At 40.8% G+C, this 22,031-nt stretch carries 21 protein-coding genes; 9 read left to right on the forward strand and 12 right to left on the reverse strand.

Going from position 1 to position 22,031, the window contains the following annotated elements:
* Window positions 1-299 precede the first annotated feature (299 nt).
* The 3 genes from AAEY98_RS11725 to AAEY98_RS11735 form a co-directional block, all read right to left on the reverse strand.
* Window positions 300-659 (reverse strand): hypothetical protein, encoded by a 360-nt coding sequence (locus tag AAEY98_RS11725; RefSeq protein ID WP_351017077.1) that lies wholly within the window; start codon window positions 657-659, stop codon window positions 300-302.
* Between the two features lie 292 nt (window positions 660-951).
* Window positions 952-1,296 (reverse strand): hypothetical protein, encoded by a 345-nt coding sequence (locus AAEY98_RS11730; RefSeq protein WP_351017080.1) that lies wholly within the window; start codon window positions 1,294-1,296, stop codon window positions 952-954.
* 280 nt (window positions 1,297-1,576) lie between these two features.
* On the reverse strand, window positions 1,577-1,822 hold the full coding sequence (locus AAEY98_RS11735) for a penicillin-binding protein (RefSeq protein WP_182771100.1): 246 nt from the start codon (window positions 1,820-1,822) through the stop codon (window positions 1,577-1,579).
* 495 nt (window positions 1,823-2,317) lie between these two features.
* On the opposite strand from AAEY98_RS11735, the gene AAEY98_RS11740 reads away from it, so the two are divergent.
* The 5 genes from AAEY98_RS11740 to AAEY98_RS11760 all read left to right on the forward strand — a co-directional run bounded on the left by AAEY98_RS11740 (window position 2,318) and on the right by AAEY98_RS11760 (window position 8,148).
* Window positions 2,318-3,922: an alkaline phosphatase gene (locus tag AAEY98_RS11740; RefSeq protein ID WP_351017083.1), complete on the forward strand. Its 1,605-nt coding sequence runs from the start codon at window positions 2,318-2,320 to the stop codon at window positions 3,920-3,922.
* 19 nt (window positions 3,923-3,941) lie between these two features.
* On the forward strand, window positions 3,942-5,870 hold the full coding sequence (locus AAEY98_RS11745; protein WP_502959643.1) for an alkaline phosphatase family protein: 1,929 nt from the start codon (window positions 3,942-3,944) through the stop codon (window positions 5,868-5,870).
* 127 nt (window positions 5,871-5,997) lie between these two features.
* Entirely contained in the window at window positions 5,998-6,729 is a 732-nt protein-coding gene (locus AAEY98_RS11750) for a hypothetical protein (RefSeq protein ID WP_101087938.1), read from the forward strand.
* A gap of 494 nt (window positions 6,730-7,223) precedes the next feature.
* Window positions 7,224-7,673: an excinuclease gene (locus tag AAEY98_RS11755; RefSeq protein ID WP_192115990.1), complete on the forward strand. Its 450-nt coding sequence runs from the start codon at window positions 7,224-7,226 to the stop codon at window positions 7,671-7,673.
* A 148-nt stretch (window positions 7,674-7,821) separates the two neighbouring features.
* Complete coding sequence (locus AAEY98_RS11760) at window positions 7,822-8,148, forward strand: YkgJ family cysteine cluster protein (protein ID WP_049763595.1); 327 nt, start codon at window positions 7,822-7,824, stop codon at window positions 8,146-8,148.
* 98 nt (window positions 8,149-8,246) lie between these two features.
* Here AAEY98_RS11760 and AAEY98_RS11765 read toward each other — a convergent pair whose 3' ends face one another.
* Window positions 8,247-8,723: a PA2404 family protein gene (locus tag AAEY98_RS11765; protein WP_351017090.1), complete on the reverse strand. Its 477-nt coding sequence runs from the start codon at window positions 8,721-8,723 to the stop codon at window positions 8,247-8,249.
* The gene (locus AAEY98_RS11770) at window positions 8,723-9,895 is read right to left on the reverse strand and encodes a PepSY-associated TM helix domain-containing protein (RefSeq protein ID WP_351017093.1); all 1,173 of its coding nucleotides are present in this window, start codon (window positions 9,893-9,895) and stop codon (window positions 8,723-8,725) included. Before AAEY98_RS11770 ends, AAEY98_RS11765 begins: the two co-directional genes overlap by 1 nt.
* A 260-nt stretch (window positions 9,896-10,155) precedes the next feature.
* Here AAEY98_RS11770 and AAEY98_RS11775 point away from each other — a divergent pair, with 260 nt between their 5' ends.
* A complete protein-coding gene (locus tag AAEY98_RS11775) occupies window positions 10,156-12,261 on the forward strand; it encodes a TonB-dependent siderophore receptor (protein WP_351017096.1) in 2,106 nt (701 codons plus the stop codon).
* 535 nt (window positions 12,262-12,796) lie between these two features.
* The gene (locus AAEY98_RS11780; protein ID WP_351017099.1) at window positions 12,797-13,807 is read left to right on the forward strand and encodes a D-alanine--D-alanine ligase; all 1,011 of its coding nucleotides are present in this window, start codon (window positions 12,797-12,799) and stop codon (window positions 13,805-13,807) included.
* An 80-nt stretch (window positions 13,808-13,887) separates the two neighbouring features.
* Here the strand turns inward: AAEY98_RS11780 and AAEY98_RS11785 are convergent, their stop codons facing one another.
* From AAEY98_RS11785 to AAEY98_RS11815, 7 genes are all read right to left on the reverse strand, one after another.
* A complete protein-coding gene (locus AAEY98_RS11785; RefSeq protein WP_101087918.1) occupies window positions 13,888-14,487 on the reverse strand; it encodes a cytochrome c3 family protein in 600 nt (199 codons plus the stop codon).
* Window positions 14,488-14,495: 8 nt separating this feature from the next.
* On the reverse strand, window positions 14,496-14,966 hold the full coding sequence (locus AAEY98_RS11790) for a nitrate reductase cytochrome c-type subunit (RefSeq protein WP_101087915.1): 471 nt from the start codon (window positions 14,964-14,966) through the stop codon (window positions 14,496-14,498).
* Window positions 14,967-14,977: 11 nt separating this feature from the next.
* Window positions 14,978-17,467 (reverse strand): nitrate reductase catalytic subunit NapA, encoded by a 2,490-nt coding sequence (gene napA / locus AAEY98_RS11795; RefSeq protein ID WP_101088208.1) that lies wholly within the window; start codon window positions 17,465-17,467, stop codon window positions 14,978-14,980.
* Between the two features lie 2 nt (window positions 17,468-17,469).
* Window positions 17,470-17,727 carry a chaperone NapD gene (locus tag AAEY98_RS11800; RefSeq protein ID WP_011638005.1) on the reverse strand — a complete coding sequence of 86 codons (258 nt, stop codon included), beginning with the start codon at window positions 17,725-17,727 and terminating at the stop codon, window positions 17,470-17,472.
* 33 nt (window positions 17,728-17,760) lie between these two features.
* On the reverse strand, window positions 17,761-17,919 hold the full coding sequence (locus tag AAEY98_RS11805) for a periplasmic nitrate reductase, NapE protein (RefSeq protein WP_011638006.1): 159 nt from the start codon (window positions 17,917-17,919) through the stop codon (window positions 17,761-17,763).
* Window positions 17,920-18,310: 391 nt separating this feature from the next.
* Window positions 18,311-19,219, reverse strand: a complete 909-nt coding sequence (locus tag AAEY98_RS11810; protein WP_101087912.1) for a class I SAM-dependent methyltransferase — start codon at window positions 19,217-19,219, stop codon at window positions 18,311-18,313.
* 40 nt (window positions 19,220-19,259) lie between these two features.
* The gene (locus tag AAEY98_RS11815) at window positions 19,260-20,474 is read right to left on the reverse strand and encodes an AI-2E family transporter (protein WP_182743739.1); all 1,215 of its coding nucleotides are present in this window, start codon (window positions 20,472-20,474) and stop codon (window positions 19,260-19,262) included.
* A 158-nt stretch (window positions 20,475-20,632) separates the two neighbouring features.
* Between AAEY98_RS11815 and folX the strand changes: the two genes are divergently transcribed.
* Together folX and AAEY98_RS11825 are read left to right on the forward strand one after the other, a co-directional pair.
* A complete protein-coding gene (gene folX / locus AAEY98_RS11820) occupies window positions 20,633-20,998 on the forward strand; it encodes a dihydroneopterin triphosphate 2'-epimerase (RefSeq protein WP_101087907.1) in 366 nt (121 codons plus the stop codon).
* A gap of 84 nt (window positions 20,999-21,082) precedes the next feature.
* Window positions 21,083-21,982 carry a TIGR01777 family oxidoreductase gene (locus AAEY98_RS11825; RefSeq protein WP_351017101.1) on the forward strand — a complete coding sequence of 300 codons (900 nt, stop codon included), beginning with the start codon at window positions 21,083-21,085 and terminating at the stop codon, window positions 21,980-21,982.
* Window positions 21,983-22,031 lie beyond the last annotated feature (49 nt).

Below are 22,031 nucleotides of genomic sequence, written 5' to 3' on the forward strand. Positions count from 1 at the left end.
GTGGCCGCTTTCACGCTAGATGCTCACAATATTCTGTTAAGCAGGTAGTTTCCCCCGACAGCACCTTTAGATATTGAGCCAAACTCAGTGGTAATTTTTAGCCAGTGTTCAGCTGAGATGTTTAGTCTATTTAGAAGATAATTTCCCATATATGACCGTAGTTTTTGATTGTTCAGTCTTTATAGCTGATTTGATTTATATCTGGATATTTGTACAGCCTGAAGTTTAAGGAGTTGAAGCTATTCAGGCGCTAAACTCAACCTATTGTTCAAAAGTAGTTGACCACTACAACATAGCCTCTAGCGCTTTAATATATAAACACCTATTGGGGTTTTTAGATGCAAATTCAAACTATCTAATGATTGTATCTTCCATTCAATAATTTCATCACCTGAAGTCACATAAAGGATATTATTATCCCTATAATAACTATAAGCTTTACGACTTTGATTTGAGAAAATTTCGATTATTCTAGTATCTTCAATGACGACAACATTACCACCGTCTAAAAAGTTAGAAATATCATCTTCGTACTGCACTTCGGTTAATTGCCATTTGCCATTAATTTCATCTTTATTCGCCGAAGACTTAGGTATATAGCCCAGAGAAAACATTAAAAACAAAAAAGTAACACTTAACATTTTTAAAATAGATTTCATTTTATAAAAAATCCGTTGAAGTTATTTTAGATGGGGCACTTGCAAGCATTCAACCTAAACCATCAGCCCCTGATAAATAACAGCACACAAGCCTGGACGTTCTGTTTTGAGTAAATAACGCTCCGTTATATGCGTTTAATTCCAACATTCACTGCAATTTCAGCCACAGATTTTAATATTTAACAGTTTTCCAAAAATGGCTAAAGCAAATTTCCTGCATTTTAATAGTTAGTATTATATGAGTTAACAACATAAATCCAAACCAACTGTTTTTGTCCTTGTTTATTGATTCTTAGGTTTTTGTCAGTTCATATGCACGGGAGATAACTAAAGGAAAAAGATCTCCTTCCAAAATAACAGCCCATTGACCATCACCAAAACGTTCAACCCTATTAACATCCATTAATACATTACACAGATCATCAGCAGATGCCGTGGTTATGTTGGACATAATATTCTTTATTTGTCGAGGATCGTAAGCAATTTTTCCCCATGGAGGGCAACAAAGAGCCCTCATAAATTTAGAGATAACTGCTGGATAGTTGGGATAACCACTAGATCTATCAATATCAGGTAATGCCTGTTTGGCTAGCATATAGCCCTCTTCAAGTTTTTCTACATCATTTTTTAAAAACATACTTACTCCATAAAACCTACACCACAGCAACTGGCTAAGTATTCATAGCTAAAATAGTGAGTAACGAATGCTCGCCAAATGTTACTTGTTAACAGTGTATTGATTGACATAAAATTCAGGTAAAAATGACGCTGTAGCAGCGTCAAATAAAAACGTCGACATGGTGGATTAAACATATAAAAGCATACATTTGCAACAAGAGCAGTTTACTGGCCATGAGGTTTTAAAAAGGCAAGTGATTCATTTTTATCACGCCTTAACAGACATTCACTACACTCAATCAATAGGTTGAGTTGGGCGTACTCTCAGGGTTAACTTCACCATAAACTTCTTCAGGATCAACATCATTAATCAGTAATATTTCCCTAACGGTTTCAATGTGATCTAATATTTTTTGGTAGCTGTCACCATACTCATATTTAGTCACTTCAATTGATTTAGGCATATAGGTAAACGCAATTTTCAATGCGTTTAATGCTGATTCACTCATTTTGTCACTCTTAACTTCACTATTTACTTCACTCATAACTTCCCTCATCTGATTACTTATAACTTCCCCCATACAAACAGTCCTTATCTAATTGTTGGAATTAATAACATCTTACTTAACTATTCTGCCATAAGGTAGAGTTGCGATTGATTGTGTCAATAAACACATAAGCAAGGTAGGAGTTCAACTATGCTCCCCTCTTTTATAGCTAATCAACTTAACCTCTTTAGACTCAGATTACGATAGGTTTTATGATTGTTTATTAATGTATTAGTTAATTTAATCATGGTGTTGGGGGTTAATTGCATACAAAACACTCAGAAGCATAGCGGCCAAGCAAACTTATTGCTCTGCAAAACACCAATACTATAGTCACCTTTAAATAACAATAAAATCAGCAGCTTGATTATATGCACATAAAACCTAAACGCTCTTGTAACCAAATTGTAACCGAAGTGTTACTTAACGTTCATTGTAAACCTCTATGTTATGGCCAGGTTCTCAAATAACTTAACTACAACATAGGGTAATATGAATATGCTCAAACAAGGCTTATCAGTGGTTATCGCTAGTATATTGTCATCGGCAACATACGCAGGTTCTGCAACCGCAGCGACAACGACTGACACACAACTCAATAATGCTTGGTATAAAGACGGCCAAGCAACCATCACTGAAAAATTACAACAATCAAGATCAACAAGAGCAAAAAATGTCATCTTGTTTGTTGGCGATGGTATGGGGATTTCTACACTTACCGCAGCTCGGATTTTAAAAGGGCAATTAGCCGGTAATTCTGGTGAAGAAGGTTATTTAAGCTTTGAAACATTTCCTTATTCAGCTTTAGTTAAAACCTACAATGTAGATGCACAAACACCAGATTCAGCAGGCACCATGACAGCCATGATGAGCGGCTTAAAATCAGACGCTGGTGTTCTGGGTGTTGATGAAGACGTCGTTCGTGGTACTTGTGCCTCAGTCAAAGGCAATGAAGTGGTCACGGCCTTGGAGTTAGCCGAAATAAAAGGCTTATCTACGGGTGTGTTATCGACCGCACGTATTACTCATGCTACGCCAGCCGCCACTTATGCAAAGTCAGCAGACCGTAACTGGGAAGATATCTCAGACATGGATATTGACAATAATGCTGAACGTGCAGATTGCGAAGATATCGCATCACAACTGGTTAACTTTGAAAAAAATCTAGAACAACGTTACACCGGAGTTGATGTAGACGGCATTGATGTTGTGATGGGCGGTGGTCGTCGTCATTTTTTACCTAAAGATGCCGCATTTAATAGTGTCGATGCCGTTAGCGCGATTGAAGGTGACCGTACCGATGGCCGCGATTTGACCGCAGAATGGAGTGCTATGTATCCAAATGGTCAATACGTTATTGACCAAACTGGATTTGATGCCATTGATACAGAATCCACTGAACGTGTTTTTGCTTTATTCAATGAGTCGCATATGCAATACGAAGCCGACCGAGCCAATGATATTGCAGGCGAACCCAGCCTGTCTCAAATGACAGAAAAAGCCATTAAAATACTTGATAACAATCCAAAAGGTTATTTCTTAACGATTGAGTCTGGCCGAATTGACCATGGTCATCATGCTGGTAGTGCAAGCACAGCACTAAATGATGCTATTGAGTTTTCCAATGCCGTTCAAGCGGCATTAGATGCAACAAATGATGAAGAAACGCTAATCATTGTCACTGCCGATCACAGCCATGTGTTTACGATTGCTGGCTACCCAAAACGTGGTAACCCTATTTTGGGTAAGGTGGTTGGTATTGGTGCGACTGAGCCTAGCGAAGATTCAGCCGGTAATCCTTACACTACATTAGGTTATAGCAATGGACTTGGTTTCAGAGACTTAGGTGCTGAAACAGATGGCGACGCATCTTATGCTGCTGCAGCTGTCGCAGGCCGTCAAGACATCACCGCAATCGATACAACAACCTCTGGTTATCACCAAGAAGTGACGGTGCCATTAGATAGCGAAACTCACGCGGGAGAAGATGTGGCTATTCATACATCAGGCCCAGGTGCGCACTTAGTTCAAGGTACAGTTGAACAAAGCGTTGTATTCCATTTAATCAATCGTGCTCTTGGTTTAGTTGGTCAATAGACCCTATAAGGTTTTTATGATGAATAAATTTATATTATCAACATTAACAGTTTCTTTGGTTTTGGCATTATCAGCTTGTGGCGATAACGGTGACAATGGCACCGATGGTACTAACGGCATCAATGGATCTGATGGCTCAAATGGCTCAAATGGCACTAATGGTACTAACGGAACCAACGCATTAATTACCCAAACCCCCTTAGCGGTAGGTAATGCTAATTGTCTCAATGGTGGTGTGCAAATCGACTCGGGTATCGATGCAAATGCTGATACCGTTTTAGATGCGTCTGAAATAACATCAACTCAATATGTATGTTCACCTGCTGCGACCACAGTAAATGATACCGAACTATTAACCAGTTTAAATAACTCATGGTTTAAACAAGGCGCTGCCGAAATAGAAACGGCAGACGATGTTTGGAATAAAATTGATAGCCAATTAGCAAACAATGCCAACGTATCGATTGCAACTGCATCTACCGCAGCAGAAATAACCGCACTTAAAGGCTCAGCTAAAAATGTGATTTTATTTGTTGGTGACGGTATGGGTGTTTCAACGGTAACCGCAGCGCGTATTTTAGATGGTCAGAATAAAGGCATGATGGGTGAAGAAAACCAATTAAGCTTTGATAAGTTTCCATTTTCTGGTTTAGCAAAAACCTACAACGTTGATGCACAAACACCAGATTCTGCAGGAACAATGACAGCGATGATGTCGGGCGTTAAAACAGATGCTGGCGTGTTAGGTGTTGACGAAGATGTGGTTCGTGGCAATTGTGCTAGCACTAAAGGCATTGAGATGATCACTGCCTTAGAATTAGCTGAGATTGCAGGTAAATCAACGGGTGTTATCTCAACCGCACGTATTACCCACGCGACACCTGCTGCAACTTATGCAAAGTCAGCAGATCGTAACTGGGAAGATATCTCAGATATGGACATTGCCAACAACCCTGAGCGCGCTAATTGTGAAGATATTGCATTACAGTTAGTCAATTTTGAAGCCAACTTAGAAGCTCGATATGCCGGTGTAGATGTTGATGGTATTGAAGTGGTTATGGGGGGTGGTCGCCGTCATTTTTTACCTAAAGATGTAGCATATAACAGCAATGACGCTGTCAGTACTATTGAAGGTGACCGTACTGATGGCCGTGACTTGACCGCAGAATGGCAAGCGAAGTACGCAACAAGTGCTTATGTATTTGACCAGGCTTCATTTAATGCTATAGACACTGAAACAACACCGCGGGTATTTGGTTTATTTAACGAATCGCACATGCAATACGAAGCTGACCGTAAAAATGATATTGCCGGTGAACCTAGCTTGTCAGAAATGACCGCTACTGCCATTAAGGTGCTTGATAATAACGACAAAGGTTTCTTCTTAACGGTTGAATCTGGTCGAATTGACCATGCTCACCATGCCGGCAATGCTTATAACGCGCTAAATGACGCGATTGAGTTTGCTAAGGCTGTGCAAGTCGCGGTTGATGCAACAAGCCAAGAAGACACCTTAATTATTGTTACTGCTGATCACAGCCATGTATTTACCATAGCAGGCTACCCAAAACGCGGTAACCCAATCTTAGGTAAAGTGGTTGGTATTGGTGCGACTGAGCCAAGTTTAGCCTCAGACGACATGCCTTATACCACAGTAGGTTATACCAACGGCCTTGGCTTTAGAGATTTAGGCACACAAACCGATGCTGATGCCAGTTATGCAGCTGCTGCAGTAACAGGCCGCGTTGACTTAACCGATATTGATACATCAACCGCAGGGTTCCACCAAGAGTCGCTAGTGCCACTCGATAGTGAAACACATGCGGGTGAAGACGTTGGTGTTTTTGCTGTAGGACCTGGCGCTCACTTAATTACAGGAACTAACGAGCAAAGCTTAATATTCCATGTGATGGATTACGCTGGCAATCTTTCTGGTACCCCCCAGTAAAGTCAGCTAAATAACCTGAACGTGAGATAAATAAGTAAAAAGTCATCAATAAAGAATAGGGGCTTGCCCCTATTCTTTAACTTTTAGCTTGCGCCTTGATACTTGACCAGCCAATAAGACAAAACACATGAAAACTCTATTGTTACTAACCGCTATCACTTTCCCGTTATTTGCATCAGCAAGTGACACTTGCCAATCAACTGCCTTCATGGCGACCTATAACATTGAACAAACGACTCACGATGCAGCATCAAACAAACAAAACCAACTGGTATTATTAAGAGCCCAAAATTCTGTATTTCATATCAACAATCAACAAGTCGCAACACAATGGACCACACTGCCACATAATCACATGAAAAAAACCTCATACTTCATCGATGACAAACGCGCCATTGAATATGAAGCAACCAAAACGATATCTAATCAAGCATGGCAATATCATGCACAATTACTCCATCCATTATTTCAAAAGCAGTCAACACTCATTGAAACTACTGGACAAGATTGCGATAAACTAGAACATTATCAACAACAAACAAATACAAAAACGGTTGATATATGGTGGTTTCCAGCAAAAAAACTAGTACAACGCATTAGTACTACATTGTCAGATAAAACTGAATCTGCAGATAAAGCCGTAAATTGGCAATTAACTGAGGTGACTTACGACAACAAAATGATTCAACAACAGCTAGATACATTCTCTGCGTACCAATCTACTGACTTTGCTGATATTGGCGATAATGAATCTGACCCGTTTTTTAGAAAAATGATCAACTTAGGTTTTATTGAACACAGCGCTTCAGGATTTTATGACAGCGAAGGAAATTCATTATCGTCAGCACATCAGCATTAACATTGGCCATCGTACTGATGAACTTATGGGCTTCATTTATCTCCGCCCTCCCCGCTTCTATATAAGATAAACAAAGCAATAGCCATGTTATTTTGTCTCGCCATCACAGGGAAGTGAAGCGTTACCCTTAATGCAGCTGATTCAACGTAACGCTGTAGCAAAGTGATGAGATAAGGCTTACTCACTCACATGTTGACCACATTTTCTAGAAGTTGCGATGTTAATGAACAAGCAAATATGACCCCATCACTGTCTGTGTCTGTGTCTGTGTCTGTGCAATGTTTATCACTGCATAGACATTGTTTTACCCCAAATATATCAACACACTTGATTGCATCTGCTAATACCTTATGGTTTCTACCCAACTTTATCACCTGCCGAAAAATTGAATATTTCTCATTGATAGGTGTAAAATCAGTGAGTTAATGTTATTTTGCTTCGCACAAAGGATTTTCACCGTAAAAGCCAAACCAATTAAAAGGATGTTTCTTAGTATGAAAAACAATAGTACGAAAAACAAAATCATCGCGTTATCTCTGGCACTCGCTATTGCCCCTTCTGTTTCTTATGCCCGCGACGATGTCGGCAGTTATTCGGTAGCAGATGCGCTGAGTACAGAACACGCAAAAAATAAACTTGGCAGCAATGTAGCCTTTTATTTTGGTGATCAAGCTTATTCTGAGCCAGTAAAAATTATCGGTGAATTCAGTGCTAATAAAAAGACTAATGCTTTTAATAAATCTGATATCGAAGCTTGCCATTGGGTATTTCTATCGGCAATGATCGCGCTAAAAGAGCGAGCGATTAAAGAAGGCGGTAATGCTGTTGTTGAAATCAAATCAAATTATAAAAACAATCTTACTAGTAGCAATGACACTTTCCAGTGCGGTGCTGGCAATATTGTTGCAGGCGTAGCACTAACCGGTAAAGTGGTTACGTTATAATTTTCAATAGCCAAGCGCTCATTGAGTTAGCTTGGCAAGTCCAATCTCATGAATATTTGTGCTTTGATAACGTCAACACCGCTAAATTACGGTATCCTTAGCCCAAATGTTCAACTGCAGCCCTTAAATGCCCACCAATATCATTACCATGTTCCCTGAGTCGTCCGATAAATCATCGACTCCCGCATCGATAAGCGCTGTAGAGCAACCAGCAGCTGTGACCTGTTCAAATTGCCAAGCCTGTTGTTGCCGTTTAGAAGTAATGTTAATAACCGAAACCGGTGTGCCTAAAGTGTATATAGCCAAAGATAATTGGGGCGGAGAAGTGATGCGCCGACTTGATGATGGTTGGTGTGCAGCACTAGACCGAGACACTATGATGTGTTCGATTTACGAAGTTCGGCCACTGATTTGCCGTGAATTTGAAATGGCTGAATACGAATGTGTTTCTGAACGCGAAGCCTTTGGTATTTAACCGCCTAAGAATACGATGTTAAATGCAATGCAATGCAATTACATTTAACATCGACAAACTGCTCGATAAAACCAAGCTGCCCCAAAGACTACAATCGTTTAGTTTGATGACTGATAAAATGCATCAGGTAACTTCCAGCTAATGACTTGCTGTTGCCCCTGCCAATTTTCAATGGTTAACCAAGCCTTGTGTTCTGCTGTTAATACTTCTGGCGCAATAGCATGAACTTCTTGTCCATGCTGACTGCCATGCAAGATACCTGCATCGCCCATTTGCAGTGTTTCTAATGGTAAGGGCTCTGTGCCAATGTTGAAATATGCTTGACGGATCTTGTTTACCTGCCCCTGACTAAACAATAATAAAAAATCTTTAGTGTAGGTACCATCGTGAAGATATGGCGGATCAAGATTATACGGCATAGGTGTTATTTCAAAAGCGCCAACCGCTTGAGTTTCCCATGCATCAGGGAATTGCGGGAATAAAGACTGATATAAAAAATAACAAACTAGCACTAGCATTAAGCCATTTATTTTATACTTGTAACGATTCCATATGGTGTTTTTAATGCGGGCCATTAGTTACCTTCCTGCTCGACTAGCTGTGAGTTATGCATTGCCAACGGATCATCTAGGTCGGTTCTGGCGGCTTTTACGGTTCGACTTCCCCACATTAAAAATCCTGTGATAGACATCCCCGTTAGAAAAATGCCGAAGATAAACCAAATCACTTTTGTCCACAGCCCGCCTATTGTGCCGTAATGCAGTGGATCAGCAATATGCGAAAGCGTTTGTAAGGTGGTCATTGCCGCTGGCGATCTTTCACTTTCAATGGTGCCGCTCCATGGATTCACTGTCACGCCATAAGCGTACTGGTCATAGAAAATATGATCTCCCTGGCCATACACCTTGTAAGTATCTCGTTGGTGCTCAGGAAGCATAATGTAGGTACTTTTAAAGCCTGGGAATTTTTGCTCGGCCACTTGCAGCGCATCAGATAATGTATACGGTCTAATGGGGGCTCCATTTGATGATGCTGGCACTTGGCTTGCCTCAATTAAAGGCGCATGTGGCTCCAAATCTATGTGGTTGTGCCACAAAATCGCTTGGGTTAAATACCATAAACCGGTAATGCTCATCAGCATTAAAAACCACATTGACCACACACCTGCCAATCGATGTAAATCTGCAAGCAATGTTTTTTTACCTTGATTGATACGTAATTTAGGCTGGATAAATGAACGCCAAAACTTTTTATAAATCACCAGTCCAGATATCAACGCCCCCAACATAACGATGGCCATAAAACAGACAATGTAATAGCCGACACTGTAATTAACATGCCATGGAAACAGTAACCAACCGTGTAAGGAGCGCATAAAATTAGTGAAAGTCATACCAAGATTGATTGCTTGAATTTGGCCGGTGTATTGATTGACATAAGCAATAGCAAAAGGCATGTCACTATCGTTAAAAATAACAGCATTAACCAGATAAGACTCAAAGCTCATCACTGTGGTGATGTTTGCTGTTGGGTGCGCTTGTTGCACAATTTCAACAAGTTCCGACATCGGCTTTTCAGCCAGATTTTGCGGGTTACTTGCACGAGCGTCAGGATTAGTGAGCCAGGTTAATTCATGGCTTATCACTGAAATTGTCCCCGTTAGGCACACAAAACAAAAAATTATCCATACGGGTAATGAAAACCAGCCATGAAGCTTAAACCAAAATCGATTACTACGTTTTGCCATCTGATGTCCAAATTTGTCCGCTGTCTTTATAGATATTAATTTTCCACACATGCTAATACGATTGATAACCAATCTCAACAACTATTGAGTGATAATTATTATCAATTGTAAATTTTGCGTTAATGCTCACATTTCAATCAATCTAGCCTCGGTCGTGGTTGCTAATGATAATCATTAGCAATAAGATTAGCGTCTGATAAGCGCTATGGTTCGCCGTTAATAATATTCATCATTAGAAAAAGACACAGATAAGGCACAACATGAAACCTAAACATACCTTTGCACTTTCATCATTAGTTTTGGCAATGGGCTTTCTAGTACAGCCCATTGCCCTTGCAGCAGAACAACAACAAAATGCTGACAACAATGATCAAAACATAGAAAAAATTCAAATCTTGGGTGTTCGTTATAAACGCGTTAGCCAAGGCGCGACTGGGTTAACTATGGAGATTGATGAGACACCGCAGTCAATCAGTGTGGTTACCAACGAGCAGATAACTAATTTTGGGGCCAATAATCTTAACGACGTACTTCGTCTTGCGACGGGTATTAATGTTGAAGAATGGGAAACAAACCGCACACAATATACTTCTCGCGGCTTTGAAATTAAAAGTACCCAAATTGATGGCGTCGGTTTGCCCAATGACTGGGGGATCGTCACTGGTGCAATGGAAGCTTATGGTTATGAAAAAATTGAAGTTATTCGTGGAGCTAACGGGCTACTAACCGGAATAGGTAATTCTGCTGGTACCATTAATTATGTGCGTAAACGCCCGACTAACGAAAATGAAGGTGAAGTAGGCATCTCATATGGCTCAGATGACTTTAAGCGCGTACAAGCTGATTACTCTGCCCTGTTAACAGAAAGCGGTAGTTGGGCTGGTAGAGTTGTTGCGGTAGTAGAAGACAAAGGATCATACTTAGATGGCCTAGAAAACGATCGTGGTTATATTTACGCTGTCGTTGATGGTCAATTAACAGATAACTCAACGCTAACATTAGGGTTTTCATACCAAGATGCCAACACAGACGGTAATACCTGGGGCGGATTAGTATTTAACTATACTGACGGCACCCAAGCTGAATGGGATACCAGCGCTAGCACCACACAAGAGTGGACTATGTGGGACACCATCAATACAACCGCATTTGTTGAGTATACTTACATAATGCCTAACGATTGGGACCTTAAAGTTGCCTATAATCATCAAGGATTAGAAGATGAAAGTAAGTTATTTTATGCTTCTGGAACCATTGATAAGGACACAGGCTTAGGATTAAATGGTTGGCCTGGTCGTTACGACACTGAGTTTTCAGCCGATATTTTGGACATCACCACAATTGGTCATTATGGCTTATTTGGTCAAGATCACGAACTGACCTTAGGGTTAAGCGGTTCTCAAAGTAAAAAATACATGTACCAACACCCATTTGATTTTGCAGCGACTCCTGCATATGGCCCAACCCCAGCCTTCCCTTACGATCTCAATGCGATCCCTGAGCCTGAATGGGGCGATAAAGTGGAGTACTCTGACATCGATGTAAGCTTACTTCGCGCCTATGGTTCGACTAAGTTCAATATTAATGACAGCCTATTCGTAGTTGCAGGCTTTAATGCGATTAAATATACCCGCGAAGGTATTAATAGCGGCGTTGATATCGACAACGACGAAAGCGAGTTTAGCCCTTATGCTGGTGTGGTTTACAGCATCACAGAGGATATCAACACTTACTTCAGTTATTCAGACATTTACCAACCGCAAGAGCAGTATGATTACGATGGGTATTTTTTAGACCCCACTAAAGGCGTCAATTACGAACTTGGGCTTAAAACCCTATGGCTTGATAATGATTTAATGGCTACCTTTGCACTATTTAGTGCTGAGCAAAATAACCTCGCTAGCTACGCCGGCCTTAATGCCAACGGAAATTACTATTATAAAGGTGCCAATGTCGAATCGAAAGGCTTTGAAGTCGAAGTCACTGGACACATAACAGACAATCTCAATGCCGTATTAGCTTATACGCTGCTAGATGTAGAAGATGAAGATGGCGCTGAGGCAAATGAATGGGCAGCCCGAAACGTTGTTAACTTTTCGATGGATTATACCATCCCACAATTGCCAGAAGTAAGCGTTGGATTGGGCGGCAGATGGCAATCTGAAACCAAAAATGTTGATTCTAATGTAGAACAAGATGCCTATTTAGTCGTTAACGCTTTCGCAAGTTGGAATATTTCTGAAGACCTAAATCTGAGAGCTAACATTAATAACCTCACCGATGAAAAATACATTAACAGCTTGGCCACTATCGGTTATTACGGCGCGCCTGTGAATGGTTCGGTGAACTTAACTTATCGCTTCTAGGTAAGATTAAAATATTACACCGCAGAGACTAAGATTGAAGCAATAAGCTTAAGTATTCTACTGTCATACGTTTGTTAGTACATCAATATAATCAATGTAGTTGACCACGATAGCAGACATTATATTGATTGATTAAAAACCTCTTTTTTATGAAAATAAAAAGAGGTTTTTCTTTTTTACGGCTGATGCAGCAAAGATAACGCTGAGATTGTCGACAACAAAACGACAGTGTATGACGCCACCCAGCATATTATGGCCACTTAGAACGGATGTGACTAACCAAGACGGATGCCACTAACGCTTATGACATTGCCAATTAATACAATCGCTTCGTGAGGTAATGGAGATGTGATAGCTGTTTATTATCTCGTTGAGGTTATTTAATCGCATTAACGTCGGAAATAGACATAAATAGCTGAAATATTATTAACTCTTACTTGCACTGTATGGCTGTGGGTCTTTATCATAAGCATTACTTTTTTAGGGCTAATCTAATTCAAATCTAGCCCATTTTTTGGGTCTTTCAGGAGCAACCATGCCAAAGATTAATCTGCTGTTATTGTGCGGCGGTGGCGGTGCAGAACACGATATTTCGTTAATGTCTGCACGTTTTTTTGAGTCATCACTGGCAAAGTCAGATAAATTTTCGGTACTTAAGTTAGTACTCGATAAACACGGTCATTATCACACTGAAGACGGTAAATTATGCGACCTGACTAATCGCCGTGAAATTCGTTTTGAAGATAACAATACGCCAGCATGGTCAGTTGATTATGTGATCCCGTGTATTCATGGATTTCCGGGTGAAACCGGTGATATTCAATCGTACTTTAACTTAATCCAACTGCCCTACTTTGGTTGTGAATCTGAAGCCTCAAGCAATAGCTTTAATAAAATCACCGCTAAAATGTGGTTTTCAGCTTTAGGCGTACCAAACACGCCTTACATCTTTTTGCACCAACTAGATGATGATGCAATCAAGCAAACTGAAACGGCATTTGATCATTGGGGATCTGTTTTTGTAAAAGCGGCATCACAAGGATCGTCTGTGGGATGCTATAAAGTCGATGTTAAAGCCAATATCGCTAACGTACTTAAAGATGCGTTTAGTTATGCTCCATATGTGGTTGTTGAGCAAACCATCCATGCGCGTGAATTAGAAGTCGCCGTATACCAATACCAAGGTGAAGTGGTAGCTACCTTACCGGGCGAAATTATTTGCGACAGCAATACCTTTTATTCATTTGATGAAAAGTACGCTAAAAATAGTAAGGCCCGTACCGACGTTGTTGCTGATAACCTCAGCCCTGAGATCAGTCAGCTGATCCGGGATTACGCAATAAAAGCCTTTAAAGGGATGAAATTACGTCACTTGTCGCGCATTGATTTCTTTTTAACTGATGATAATCAAATCCTCTTGAATGAAATCAATACCTTCCCTGGGTTAACGCCTATTTCAATGTTTCCGAAAATGTTGCAAAACCATGGCCATGATTTCACTGAATATTTAATTGATGTGATTGGACAACAGGTTGATTTAACATAAACAACTTTAGTTCGAAATGCATAAAACAAAAGGCCAGCAAATTTGCTGGCCTTTTCTATACGCTTACAATATTAACCGGTTTAGAACCCTTCTACACCCGCCATATCAGGTAATTGGTGTGCAATACCTTTATGACAATCGATACAGGTTTTTTCGCCGCTAGCCAGTGATGTTGAATGCATTTGTGATGCACGCTTAGACTGACGAGTGAAATCCATATAGTCGAAGTTATGACAGTTACGGCACTCTAACGAATCGTTGGCTTTAAGGCGTTCCCATTCATGTTCCGCCAGCTCGCGACGTTTACCTTCAAACTTTTCTCGCGTGCTAATAGTACCGAATATTTTGCCCCACACTTCCTTAGAAGCTTGCATTTTACGAGCAATTTTATCGGTCCAGTTATGTGGCACATGACAATCAGGACAGGTTGCACGCACACCACTTCGGTTAGTGAAGTGAATAGTCGTTTGCAGTTCCTGATAAACATTGTTTTCCATTTCATGGCAACCAATACAGAATTGCTCGCGGTTAGTCAGTTCCAAGGCGGTGTTAAATCCGCCCCAGAAAATCACCCCAGCGATAAATCCACCAATGGTTAAGAAGCCAAGACTGTAATGGACACTCGGACGACACAGCACTTTCCACACTATTTTTAGTTGCTCAAACAATTTTGCAATCATAGTGACTCCTAGTGCTTAACTGGGGCTTTCGCCTTCATTAAGTGATCAATATCGACAAAGTCATTTTCAACTAATAACTTGGCATCTAACTGCGGTGCATGGCACTGAGTACAAAAATAACGACGTGGTGATAAATCAGCCAAGAAATTATTATCACGGTCCATATAGTGAGTCACGCTCACCATTGGAGCCTGTGAATGACCAGTACTAGTACGGGCATGACACTGGATACACTTGTTCACTTTAAGATCGATTTGATAACCATCAATCTTGTGCGGGATCACCGGTGGCTGCATAGGGTAATTACGTACCTGCTTAACATCGGTATTGATCACCGCTTGCATCGCAGGCGGTGTCGGTTCTACATTAATTGGCGCTAAACGTAATGTGTCGATTTTGTCTTCAGGTATGCTGGTAGCCATTACACTTACAGAGAAACCTAATAACGCGATAATCGATAATAATTTACCTGTTTTCATGGTCTGTCTCCTTAAGCCTTAACAATCTTTACAGCACATTTTTTATAGTCAGTTTGTTTTGACAAAGGATCTGTCGCATCTAACGTCACTTTATTAATGAGCTGGCTGGCATCAAACCAAGGCACAAACACTAAGCCAACAGGCGGCTTATTACGTCCTCGCGTTTCAACACGGGTTTTAATTTCACCACGACGAGAAACAATTCTAATTTCATCACCACGACGTAAACCGCGCTTTTTAGCATCTTCAGGATGCATAAAACACACTGCATCAGGGAAGGCTTTATAAAGTTCAGGTACACGTTGTGTCATTGAACCAGAATGCCAATGTTCAAGCACACGACCCGTTGATAGCCAAATATCGAACTCTTCATCTGGTGACTCTGCAGCAGGCTCGTAAGGCAATGCGAAAATAACTGCACGGCCATCTGGCTTACCGTAAAACTCAAATTCTGTACCCGCTTTAACGTATGGGTCTGACCCTTCACGGAAACGCCATTTGGTTTCTTTGCCATTAACCACCGGCCAACGTAAACCGTGCTCTTTGTGGTATACATCAAAGTCAGCTAAATCATGACCATGACCACGTCCAAAGGTGGCATATTCTTCAAATAAACCTTTTTGAACGTAAAAACCAAAATGCTTAGCTTCATCATTTAAGTATTTTTGATCAGCATCTGCCAATGGAAATTTATCAACATTGCCATTGAGATAAAGCACTTCATATAAGGTTTTACCTTTAAACGAAGGGTTAGCAGCTAACACTTCTGCAGGCCAAACTTCGTCAGTAGTGAAACGCTTAGAGAATTCCATTAACTGCCATAAATCAGACTGTGACTCTCCTGGTGCTTTAACCATTTGATGCCAAAATTGAGTACGACGTTCAGCATTACCGTAGGCACCTTCTTTTTCGACCCACATTGCTGTTGGTAAAATTAAATCGGCTGCTTGGGTGGTAACAGTTGGATATGCATCAGACACTACGATGAAGTTTTCAGGATTACGGTAGCCCGGTAAACCTTCTTCGTTAATATTGGCGCCTGCTTGGATATTGTTGTTCACTTGTACCCAGTAACAATTTAAATCGCCATCTTTTAAGCGACGGTTTTGCTCTACTGCATGGTAACCAGGTTTTGGTGGAATAATACCACTCGGAATATGCCAAATCTCTTCGGCGCGCTTTCTGTGTTCAGGGTTAGTCACTACCATGTCCGCAGGTAAACGATGTGAGAATGTACCCACTTCACGTGCTGTACCACAAGCAGACGGTTGACCCGTTAATGAGAATGGGCTGTTACCTGGAGTAGAGATTTTACCGACTAACAAGTGAATGTTATAAATCAGATTATTACACCACACACCACGAGTATGTTGGTTAAAGCCCATGGTCCAGAATGAAGTCACTTTACGATCTGGATCTGCATAAAGCTCTGCCAACTCAATAAGCTTATGTTCTGGTACACCAGACAACTTACTGACAGATTCAACATCATAGTCAGCCACAAATTTAGCAAATTCGTCAAAATCAATCGGGGTAGAGTCACCTGCAGTGGCAACGTTTTTGGCTTTCATTTCTAATGGATGCGTTGGACGTAAACCATAGCCAATGTCTGTGGTTCCCTTGCGGAAATTAACATGCTTTTTGATGAAATCTTTATTCACTTTGCCATTTTGGATAATGTAATTGGCAATAAAGTTAAGCATTGCTAAATCGGTTTGTGGCGTGAATACAATGGGCAAATCAGCAAGGTCGAATGAACGATGTTCAAAGGTAGACAACACGGCGACTTTAACGTGTGGCGCGCTTAAACGGCGATCGGTTACACGAGTCCATAAAATAGGGTGCATTTCTGCCATGTTTGAGCCCCAAAGCACAAACGCGTCAGCCGCTTCCATATCGTCATAACAACCCATTGGCTCATCAATGCCGAAGGTACGCATAAAGCCACCTACCGCAGATGCCATACAATGACGAGCGTTTGGATCGATGTTATTTGAACCAAAGCCAGCTTTCATTAACTTAACCGCTGCATAACCTTCCCATACGGTCCACTGACCAGAACCAAACATACCGACGGCTGTTGGACCTTTGGCTTTAATGGTCGCTTTCCAACGCTCGGCCATAGTGTCGAACGCTTTTTCCCATGTAATAGGAGTGAATTCGCCATGCTTGTCATATTTGCCATCAGTCATACGCAACATTGGCGTTTGCAGACGATCACGACCGTACATAATTTTAGAAAGGAAATAGCCTTTAATACAGTTTAAGCCACGGTTAACTTCGCTGTTGGCATCACCATGAGTCGCAACAACTTTACCGTCACGGGTGGCTACCATCACTGAACAACCTGTTCCGCAAAAACGACAAGGTGCTTTGTTCCATTCTAATTTGGTTTGTTCTGAGCTAGTGATCAGGTTGCTTGCACTTGTAGGTAGTGCTAATCCTGCAACACTTGCCGCTGCGATAGCGGCATTGGCCTTCATAAAATCGCGTCTATTCATTTTCATACTTCACCCTCTTCAAGCTCTTCACTTTGGTGATACACCATGGTGGCAGTCAACACACCCGGAATGGCATTAATAGTTGATATATCATCCATCAACGATCGTTGGCTCGGACCTTCAACGACAACAACTAACTTAACGTCATTATTAGCTGACAACTCAGCATTTTTGATGGCCATAATTTTTTGTCTTACTTCAGCCATTTGCTCAGGGTGTACTTGGACAATTAGGCTGGTTACGTGAAGTTCATTGCTCATACATCGTTCTCACATTGTTTATTATTTTTAGGATTAGCCCGCGCCTGGAGGCCCAGTTAAAATTTGGCTAAACCAGATAGTAAAACCTAGTGCGCTAACCAGTAATACAGATAAAATTGGGGCTAGAAAGACGGTCAAAAAAATAAAAATCTTTAGCTCTAAACCCTTTTTGCTTTCGGTTTCATTACTCATGGACCCTCCAAGAGTGGGGATAAAAACAATAAATCATCATCGCTTTATTGCTTCTTTATTACGACTCGGTGAATTTTATCGTTAATGCAGTAACAATCTATATACTCACAAATTGGTAAAACAAGGTTAATATGATCTAGATCATCAATTTTAATAAATCATTAGCTAGATCAGGGTTATCGGTCATAAATACCGATTAAAAGAAGGATTATTTAACGATTATTTGAACAGGTATTTCCTTGGTTAGCATTAAGTATAAGCCACTAAAAACAACTTGCGCGGCGAAGATGTCATTAAGGGGTTAATCGTGAGGTATGTCTTGGCATTTTTTACAGGCATAAAAAAACCGACAGTCACATGACTGTCGGTTTATTTGTAACGCGTTAATAAATTAGCTCATGCAGTAACGTAATACTTTTAATGATTTCTGTTCATCTATATCGGCAAAAACGGACGGATTAGCAATTCGCTCAACATAAGTTAATTGTGGCGCAGTATTAGCCACTTGTTGCATCAAAAAATCACAACCAAGCTCTGGGGCATTTAAGCACAGCAACACTTCACCTTGTGGTGCAAGTAAGTCAGGCAGACGTTTCAATAAGCGCTCATAATCTTTAGTGGCCACAAAACTGCCACGTTGATTACTCGGTGGATCGGCCACAATCAAATCATACGGTCCAAGCTTGGTTAATTTACCCCATGATTTAAAAATATCGTGGCCTAAATAACGCGCTCCTGCGGGTAAGTCATTTAATACATGGTTTTGCTTACCAATGCTTAACGCACCTTTACTCATGTCCATGTTGACCACTTCATCTGCGCCGCCTTGCAAAGCCACTACCGAAAAGCCGCAAGTATAAGCAAATAAATTAAGTACCTTTTTATGTTTTGCGTGTTGTTTCACCCATGCTCGGCCGTTGGCCATATCTAAAAATAAACCGTGGTTTTGTCCGCGTAATAAATGGACTAAAAAGCGCGCACCATTTTCGATCACAATATGCTGTTCTGGTACTTCACCATGCAATAACTCACTGAATGTTTGGCCACCTTGACGGTATTGGTAAACCAAATTAAGTGTTTCAGTTGGTCGTTGTTGCTGCCAAAGTACCTTTACTGCAATCACTAATTCATTGAGTTGCTCGGTTTCAAGCATCTTAAAACTGGTGAGCAATAATACTGGTTTATACCAATCTAAACACAGGTGTTCATCGCCAGCGAATAAGCCGCCGCGGCCATGAAATAAACGGCAAACATCATCACCGAACGTCAAATTTGGAACTATTTGTAAAAAACCTTTCATACACTCTCTTAACTCAATAAACTAAATACAATCAATAGGGTTATGCATTTGTGGTTGATGACTTAGCTTTAGTGTCACTGCCCACGCTATGATCATTATCTACGTCGCTACTGACTCCACTATTAACGTCATTATTAACCTGTTCGTCATCGTCGTCTCTGTGGCAATCTTCAGCTGCAATTTCGGCTTCTGCTTTAACATTATTGGCAGATTCATTGGGTGAGTCATCATTATCATCCGACAATAAAATTGCCAGCCAATTGCCCGAGTCGCTCGATTCAAGACCAATTTTAACAATCATGGTTAAGGGTACCGACAGCAACATGCCGACAGAGCCAAGCAGCCAACCCCAAAAAATCAATGATAAAAAAACCACTAAGGTAGACAAGCCTAAACCTCGGCCCATAAAACGCGGTTCAACCATATTACCCATCACCATATTGGTACCCACATACAATAAACCGGTAATACCTGCAGCCCCTGGGCCCATTTGGATAAAAGCCAATAACACAGCCGGAATAGCGGCAATAATAGAACCAATATTAGGAATATAATTAAACAGAAAAGCGATGACTGCCCATAACAAAGCATAGTCAACGCCAATGATTGTCAAACCGATACCAACAACCACTGCTGTCGCTAAACTGACAAGGGTTTTAATCACCATATATTGATTAACCGACTGCAAGAATTTATCGATTTGCTGTAAACGCTTATCTGGAGCATCGAGGGCTAAATGAAACTTTCTAGGCATTGATTGCGCCTCAAATAACATAAATACGATAGTCAAAATAATCAGGAATAAATTAGCCATCACATTGCCAACACCAGACAACATATTGGTGGTCATGGATAACGCCATGCCGGGGTCAAAATAATCGAGTACTTTTTGTTGAGAAATCTGGATATTAAAATCTTGCAGTTTTTCAAGGATCCACGCAAATTGTTCAATCAATTGCTCCCGATACTTGGGCATTTCTTTGGAAAACTCAGTTACCGAACTACCCACTAAACTGGCCAGCCACAAGCCCATTAACACAATAAATCCCATCAATAAGATGATCGATAACCATTTAGGAATACGATAGCGCGTCATCAATACAATGGCTGGATTGCAAATTACCGCTAAAAATGCAGATAATACAAAAGGCACCACAATTGGGCTGGCCGTTTTGATTCCCGCTAGAATGATCACCACACAGGCCATCACCACAAAACTACGGACAGCCATAGGCGATTGTTGTAATCCTTTCATAGAACTAAAAATCCTTATTATTGCTTATTAAAATGATTCTGTATGCTAAGCTAAACTCAGTAACATATTGCAAACTAAGTTAAATATTTTTGTCGATTCACATATAAGTTGATGACAATATTGGCTTACAACAACTTTTAGGGATCCACTCACTCAATATGAAACCAGAAACCGCTATTATACGCATTAAAAACTTACGTTTACGCACCTATATCGGCATTAAAGAAGATGAAATCAATAACCAACAAGATGTCATCGTCAATGTGGTGATCCATTATTGTGCCGACAAAGCGCGAAACAGCAACAATGTCACTGATGCGTTGAATTATCGCACCATTACTAAAAATATCATTGCTTTGATTGAAAATAATCGTTTTTCATTACTCGAAAACCTAACCAATCAAACTCTCGCCATTGCCAGTGAACATGATTGGGTTGAATTTGCCAGTGTCGAAATTGATAAACCCCATGCACTTCGCTTTGCAGACTCTGTGTCGATGGAATTATGCTATCAAAAGCCGTAATAACAAGTATGTTGCGTGCAGAATTTGTGATCATTTCTTAAGGTTACCATCGTATATTGTTCTACTGAGTAGAAGGGAGTTTAGATGAGAATATTAATCACTGGTGCAACGGGGTTTGTTGGCAAACGCTTAGTTAAATCGCTTAGCGAACACCAACTGATCATATTGACGCGAAATATTAATAACGCAAAAAATAATCTTGGCAGTCACCATCAATACTGGCAAACCCTTACTGATAAACCACACCTTAACGACATAGATGCCGTAATTAACCTTGCAGGCGAACCGATAGTCAGTAAACGTTGGAGCAACAAACAAAAAAAACTAATATGCGACAGCCGTTGGGACATCACCACGGAATTAACTCAGCTTATTAGTAAAAGTACTACGCCGCCACATACGTTTATTAGCGCCTCAGCGGTGGGTTACTATGGTCGACAAGACCAGAGTCCAGTCGATGAGACAAGTGGATTTCATACTGAATTTAGCCATGATATATGCCAGAAATGGGAAGACCTCGCACTTCAAGCCCAGTCACAACAGACCCGAGTGTGTATTACTCGAATAGGTATTGTGCTCGGGAAGAATGGCGGCGCATTAGCAAAAATGCTACCTCCGTTCAAGCTTGGTTTAGGCGGCCCAATAGGCAGTGGCGAACAAGGTATGAGTTGGATCCATGTTGATGATTTAATTGGACTGATTAACTATTTGCTGAGCAACACCAACTTACAAGGTATTTACAATGCTACTGCACCTCAGCCTGTTAGCAATGCAACATTTGCTAAAGCATTAGGCAGTGCGTTAAATCGTCCGGCAAAAATAACCACGCCACCATTAGCGCTAAGACTGGCAATGGGTGAAATGTCAGAGTTGCTCACTACCGGCCAATTTGTACTACCCACAAGGACTTTAGCGGCTGGCTTTGAGTTTCAATACACTGATATCAACAGTGCATTACAACACATTATTAATTCTAAGAGCTAACTCAGCGAGCTAACTCAGAGCACTAAACCACCGAGAAAATTCACCGGGC

Origin of the sequence: Shewanella sp. AC91-MNA-CIBAN-0169, from assembly GCF_040310165.1 — a bacterium.
Lineage (GTDB): Bacteria > Pseudomonadota > Gammaproteobacteria > Enterobacterales > Shewanellaceae > Shewanella.

Coding starts and splice junctions, on each gene's coding strand:
- AAEY98_RS11805 (WP_011638006.1), bottom strand. CDS start 17,919: ATGAGTAATGAAACCGAAAGCAAAAAGGGTTTAGAGCTAAAGATTTTT.
- AAEY98_RS11810 (WP_101087912.1), bottom strand. CDS start 19,219: ATGAAAGGTTTTTTACAAATAGTTCCAAATTTGACGTTCGGTGATGAT.
- AAEY98_RS11730 (WP_351017080.1), bottom strand. CDS start 1,296: ATGTTTTTAAAAAATGATGTAGAAAAACTTGAAGAGGGCTATATGCTA.
- AAEY98_RS11740 (WP_351017083.1), top strand. CDS start 2,318: ATGAATATGCTCAAACAAGGCTTATCAGTGGTTATCGCTAGTATATTG.
- folX (WP_101087907.1), top strand. CDS start 20,633: ATGAAACCAGAAACCGCTATTATACGCATTAAAAACTTACGTTTACGC.
- AAEY98_RS11735 (WP_182771100.1), bottom strand. CDS start 1,822: ATGAGTGAAGTAAATAGTGAAGTTAAGAGTGACAAAATGAGTGAATCA.
- AAEY98_RS11790 (WP_101087915.1), bottom strand. CDS start 14,966: ATGAAAACAGGTAAATTATTATCGATTATCGCGTTATTAGGTTTCTCT.
- AAEY98_RS11770 (WP_351017093.1), bottom strand. CDS start 9,895: ATGGCAAAACGTAGTAATCGATTTTGGTTTAAGCTTCATGGCTGGTTT.
- AAEY98_RS11775 (WP_351017096.1), top strand. CDS start 10,156: ATGAAACCTAAACATACCTTTGCACTTTCATCATTAGTTTTGGCAATG.
- AAEY98_RS11825 (WP_351017101.1), top strand. CDS start 21,083: ATGAGAATATTAATCACTGGTGCAACGGGGTTTGTTGGCAAACGCTTA.
- napA (WP_101088208.1), bottom strand. CDS start 17,467: ATGAATAGACGCGATTTTATGAAGGCCAATGCCGCTATCGCAGCGGCA.
- AAEY98_RS11780 (WP_351017099.1), top strand. CDS start 12,797: ATGCCAAAGATTAATCTGCTGTTATTGTGCGGCGGTGGCGGTGCAGAA.
- AAEY98_RS11800 (WP_011638005.1), bottom strand. CDS start 17,727: ATGAGCAATGAACTTCACGTAACCAGCCTAATTGTCCAAGTACACCCT.
- AAEY98_RS11750 (WP_101087938.1), top strand. CDS start 5,998: ATGAAAACTCTATTGTTACTAACCGCTATCACTTTCCCGTTATTTGCA.
- AAEY98_RS11815 (WP_182743739.1), bottom strand. CDS start 20,474: ATGAAAGGATTACAACAATCGCCTATGGCTGTCCGTAGTTTTGTGGTG.
- AAEY98_RS11765 (WP_351017090.1), bottom strand. CDS start 8,723: ATGGCCCGCATTAAAAACACCATATGGAATCGTTACAAGTATAAAATA.
- AAEY98_RS11755 (WP_192115990.1), top strand. CDS start 7,224: ATGAAAAACAATAGTACGAAAAACAAAATCATCGCGTTATCTCTGGCA.
- AAEY98_RS11745 (WP_502959643.1), top strand. CDS start 3,942: ATGAATAAATTTATATTATCAACATTAACAGTTTCTTTGGTTTTGGCA.
- AAEY98_RS11760 (WP_049763595.1), top strand. CDS start 7,822: ATGTTCCCTGAGTCGTCCGATAAATCATCGACTCCCGCATCGATAAGC.
- AAEY98_RS11785 (WP_101087918.1), bottom strand. CDS start 14,487: ATGATTGCAAAATTGTTTGAGCAACTAAAAATAGTGTGGAAAGTGCTG.
- AAEY98_RS11725 (WP_351017077.1), bottom strand. CDS start 659: ATGAAATCTATTTTAAAAATGTTAAGTGTTACTTTTTTGTTTTTAATG.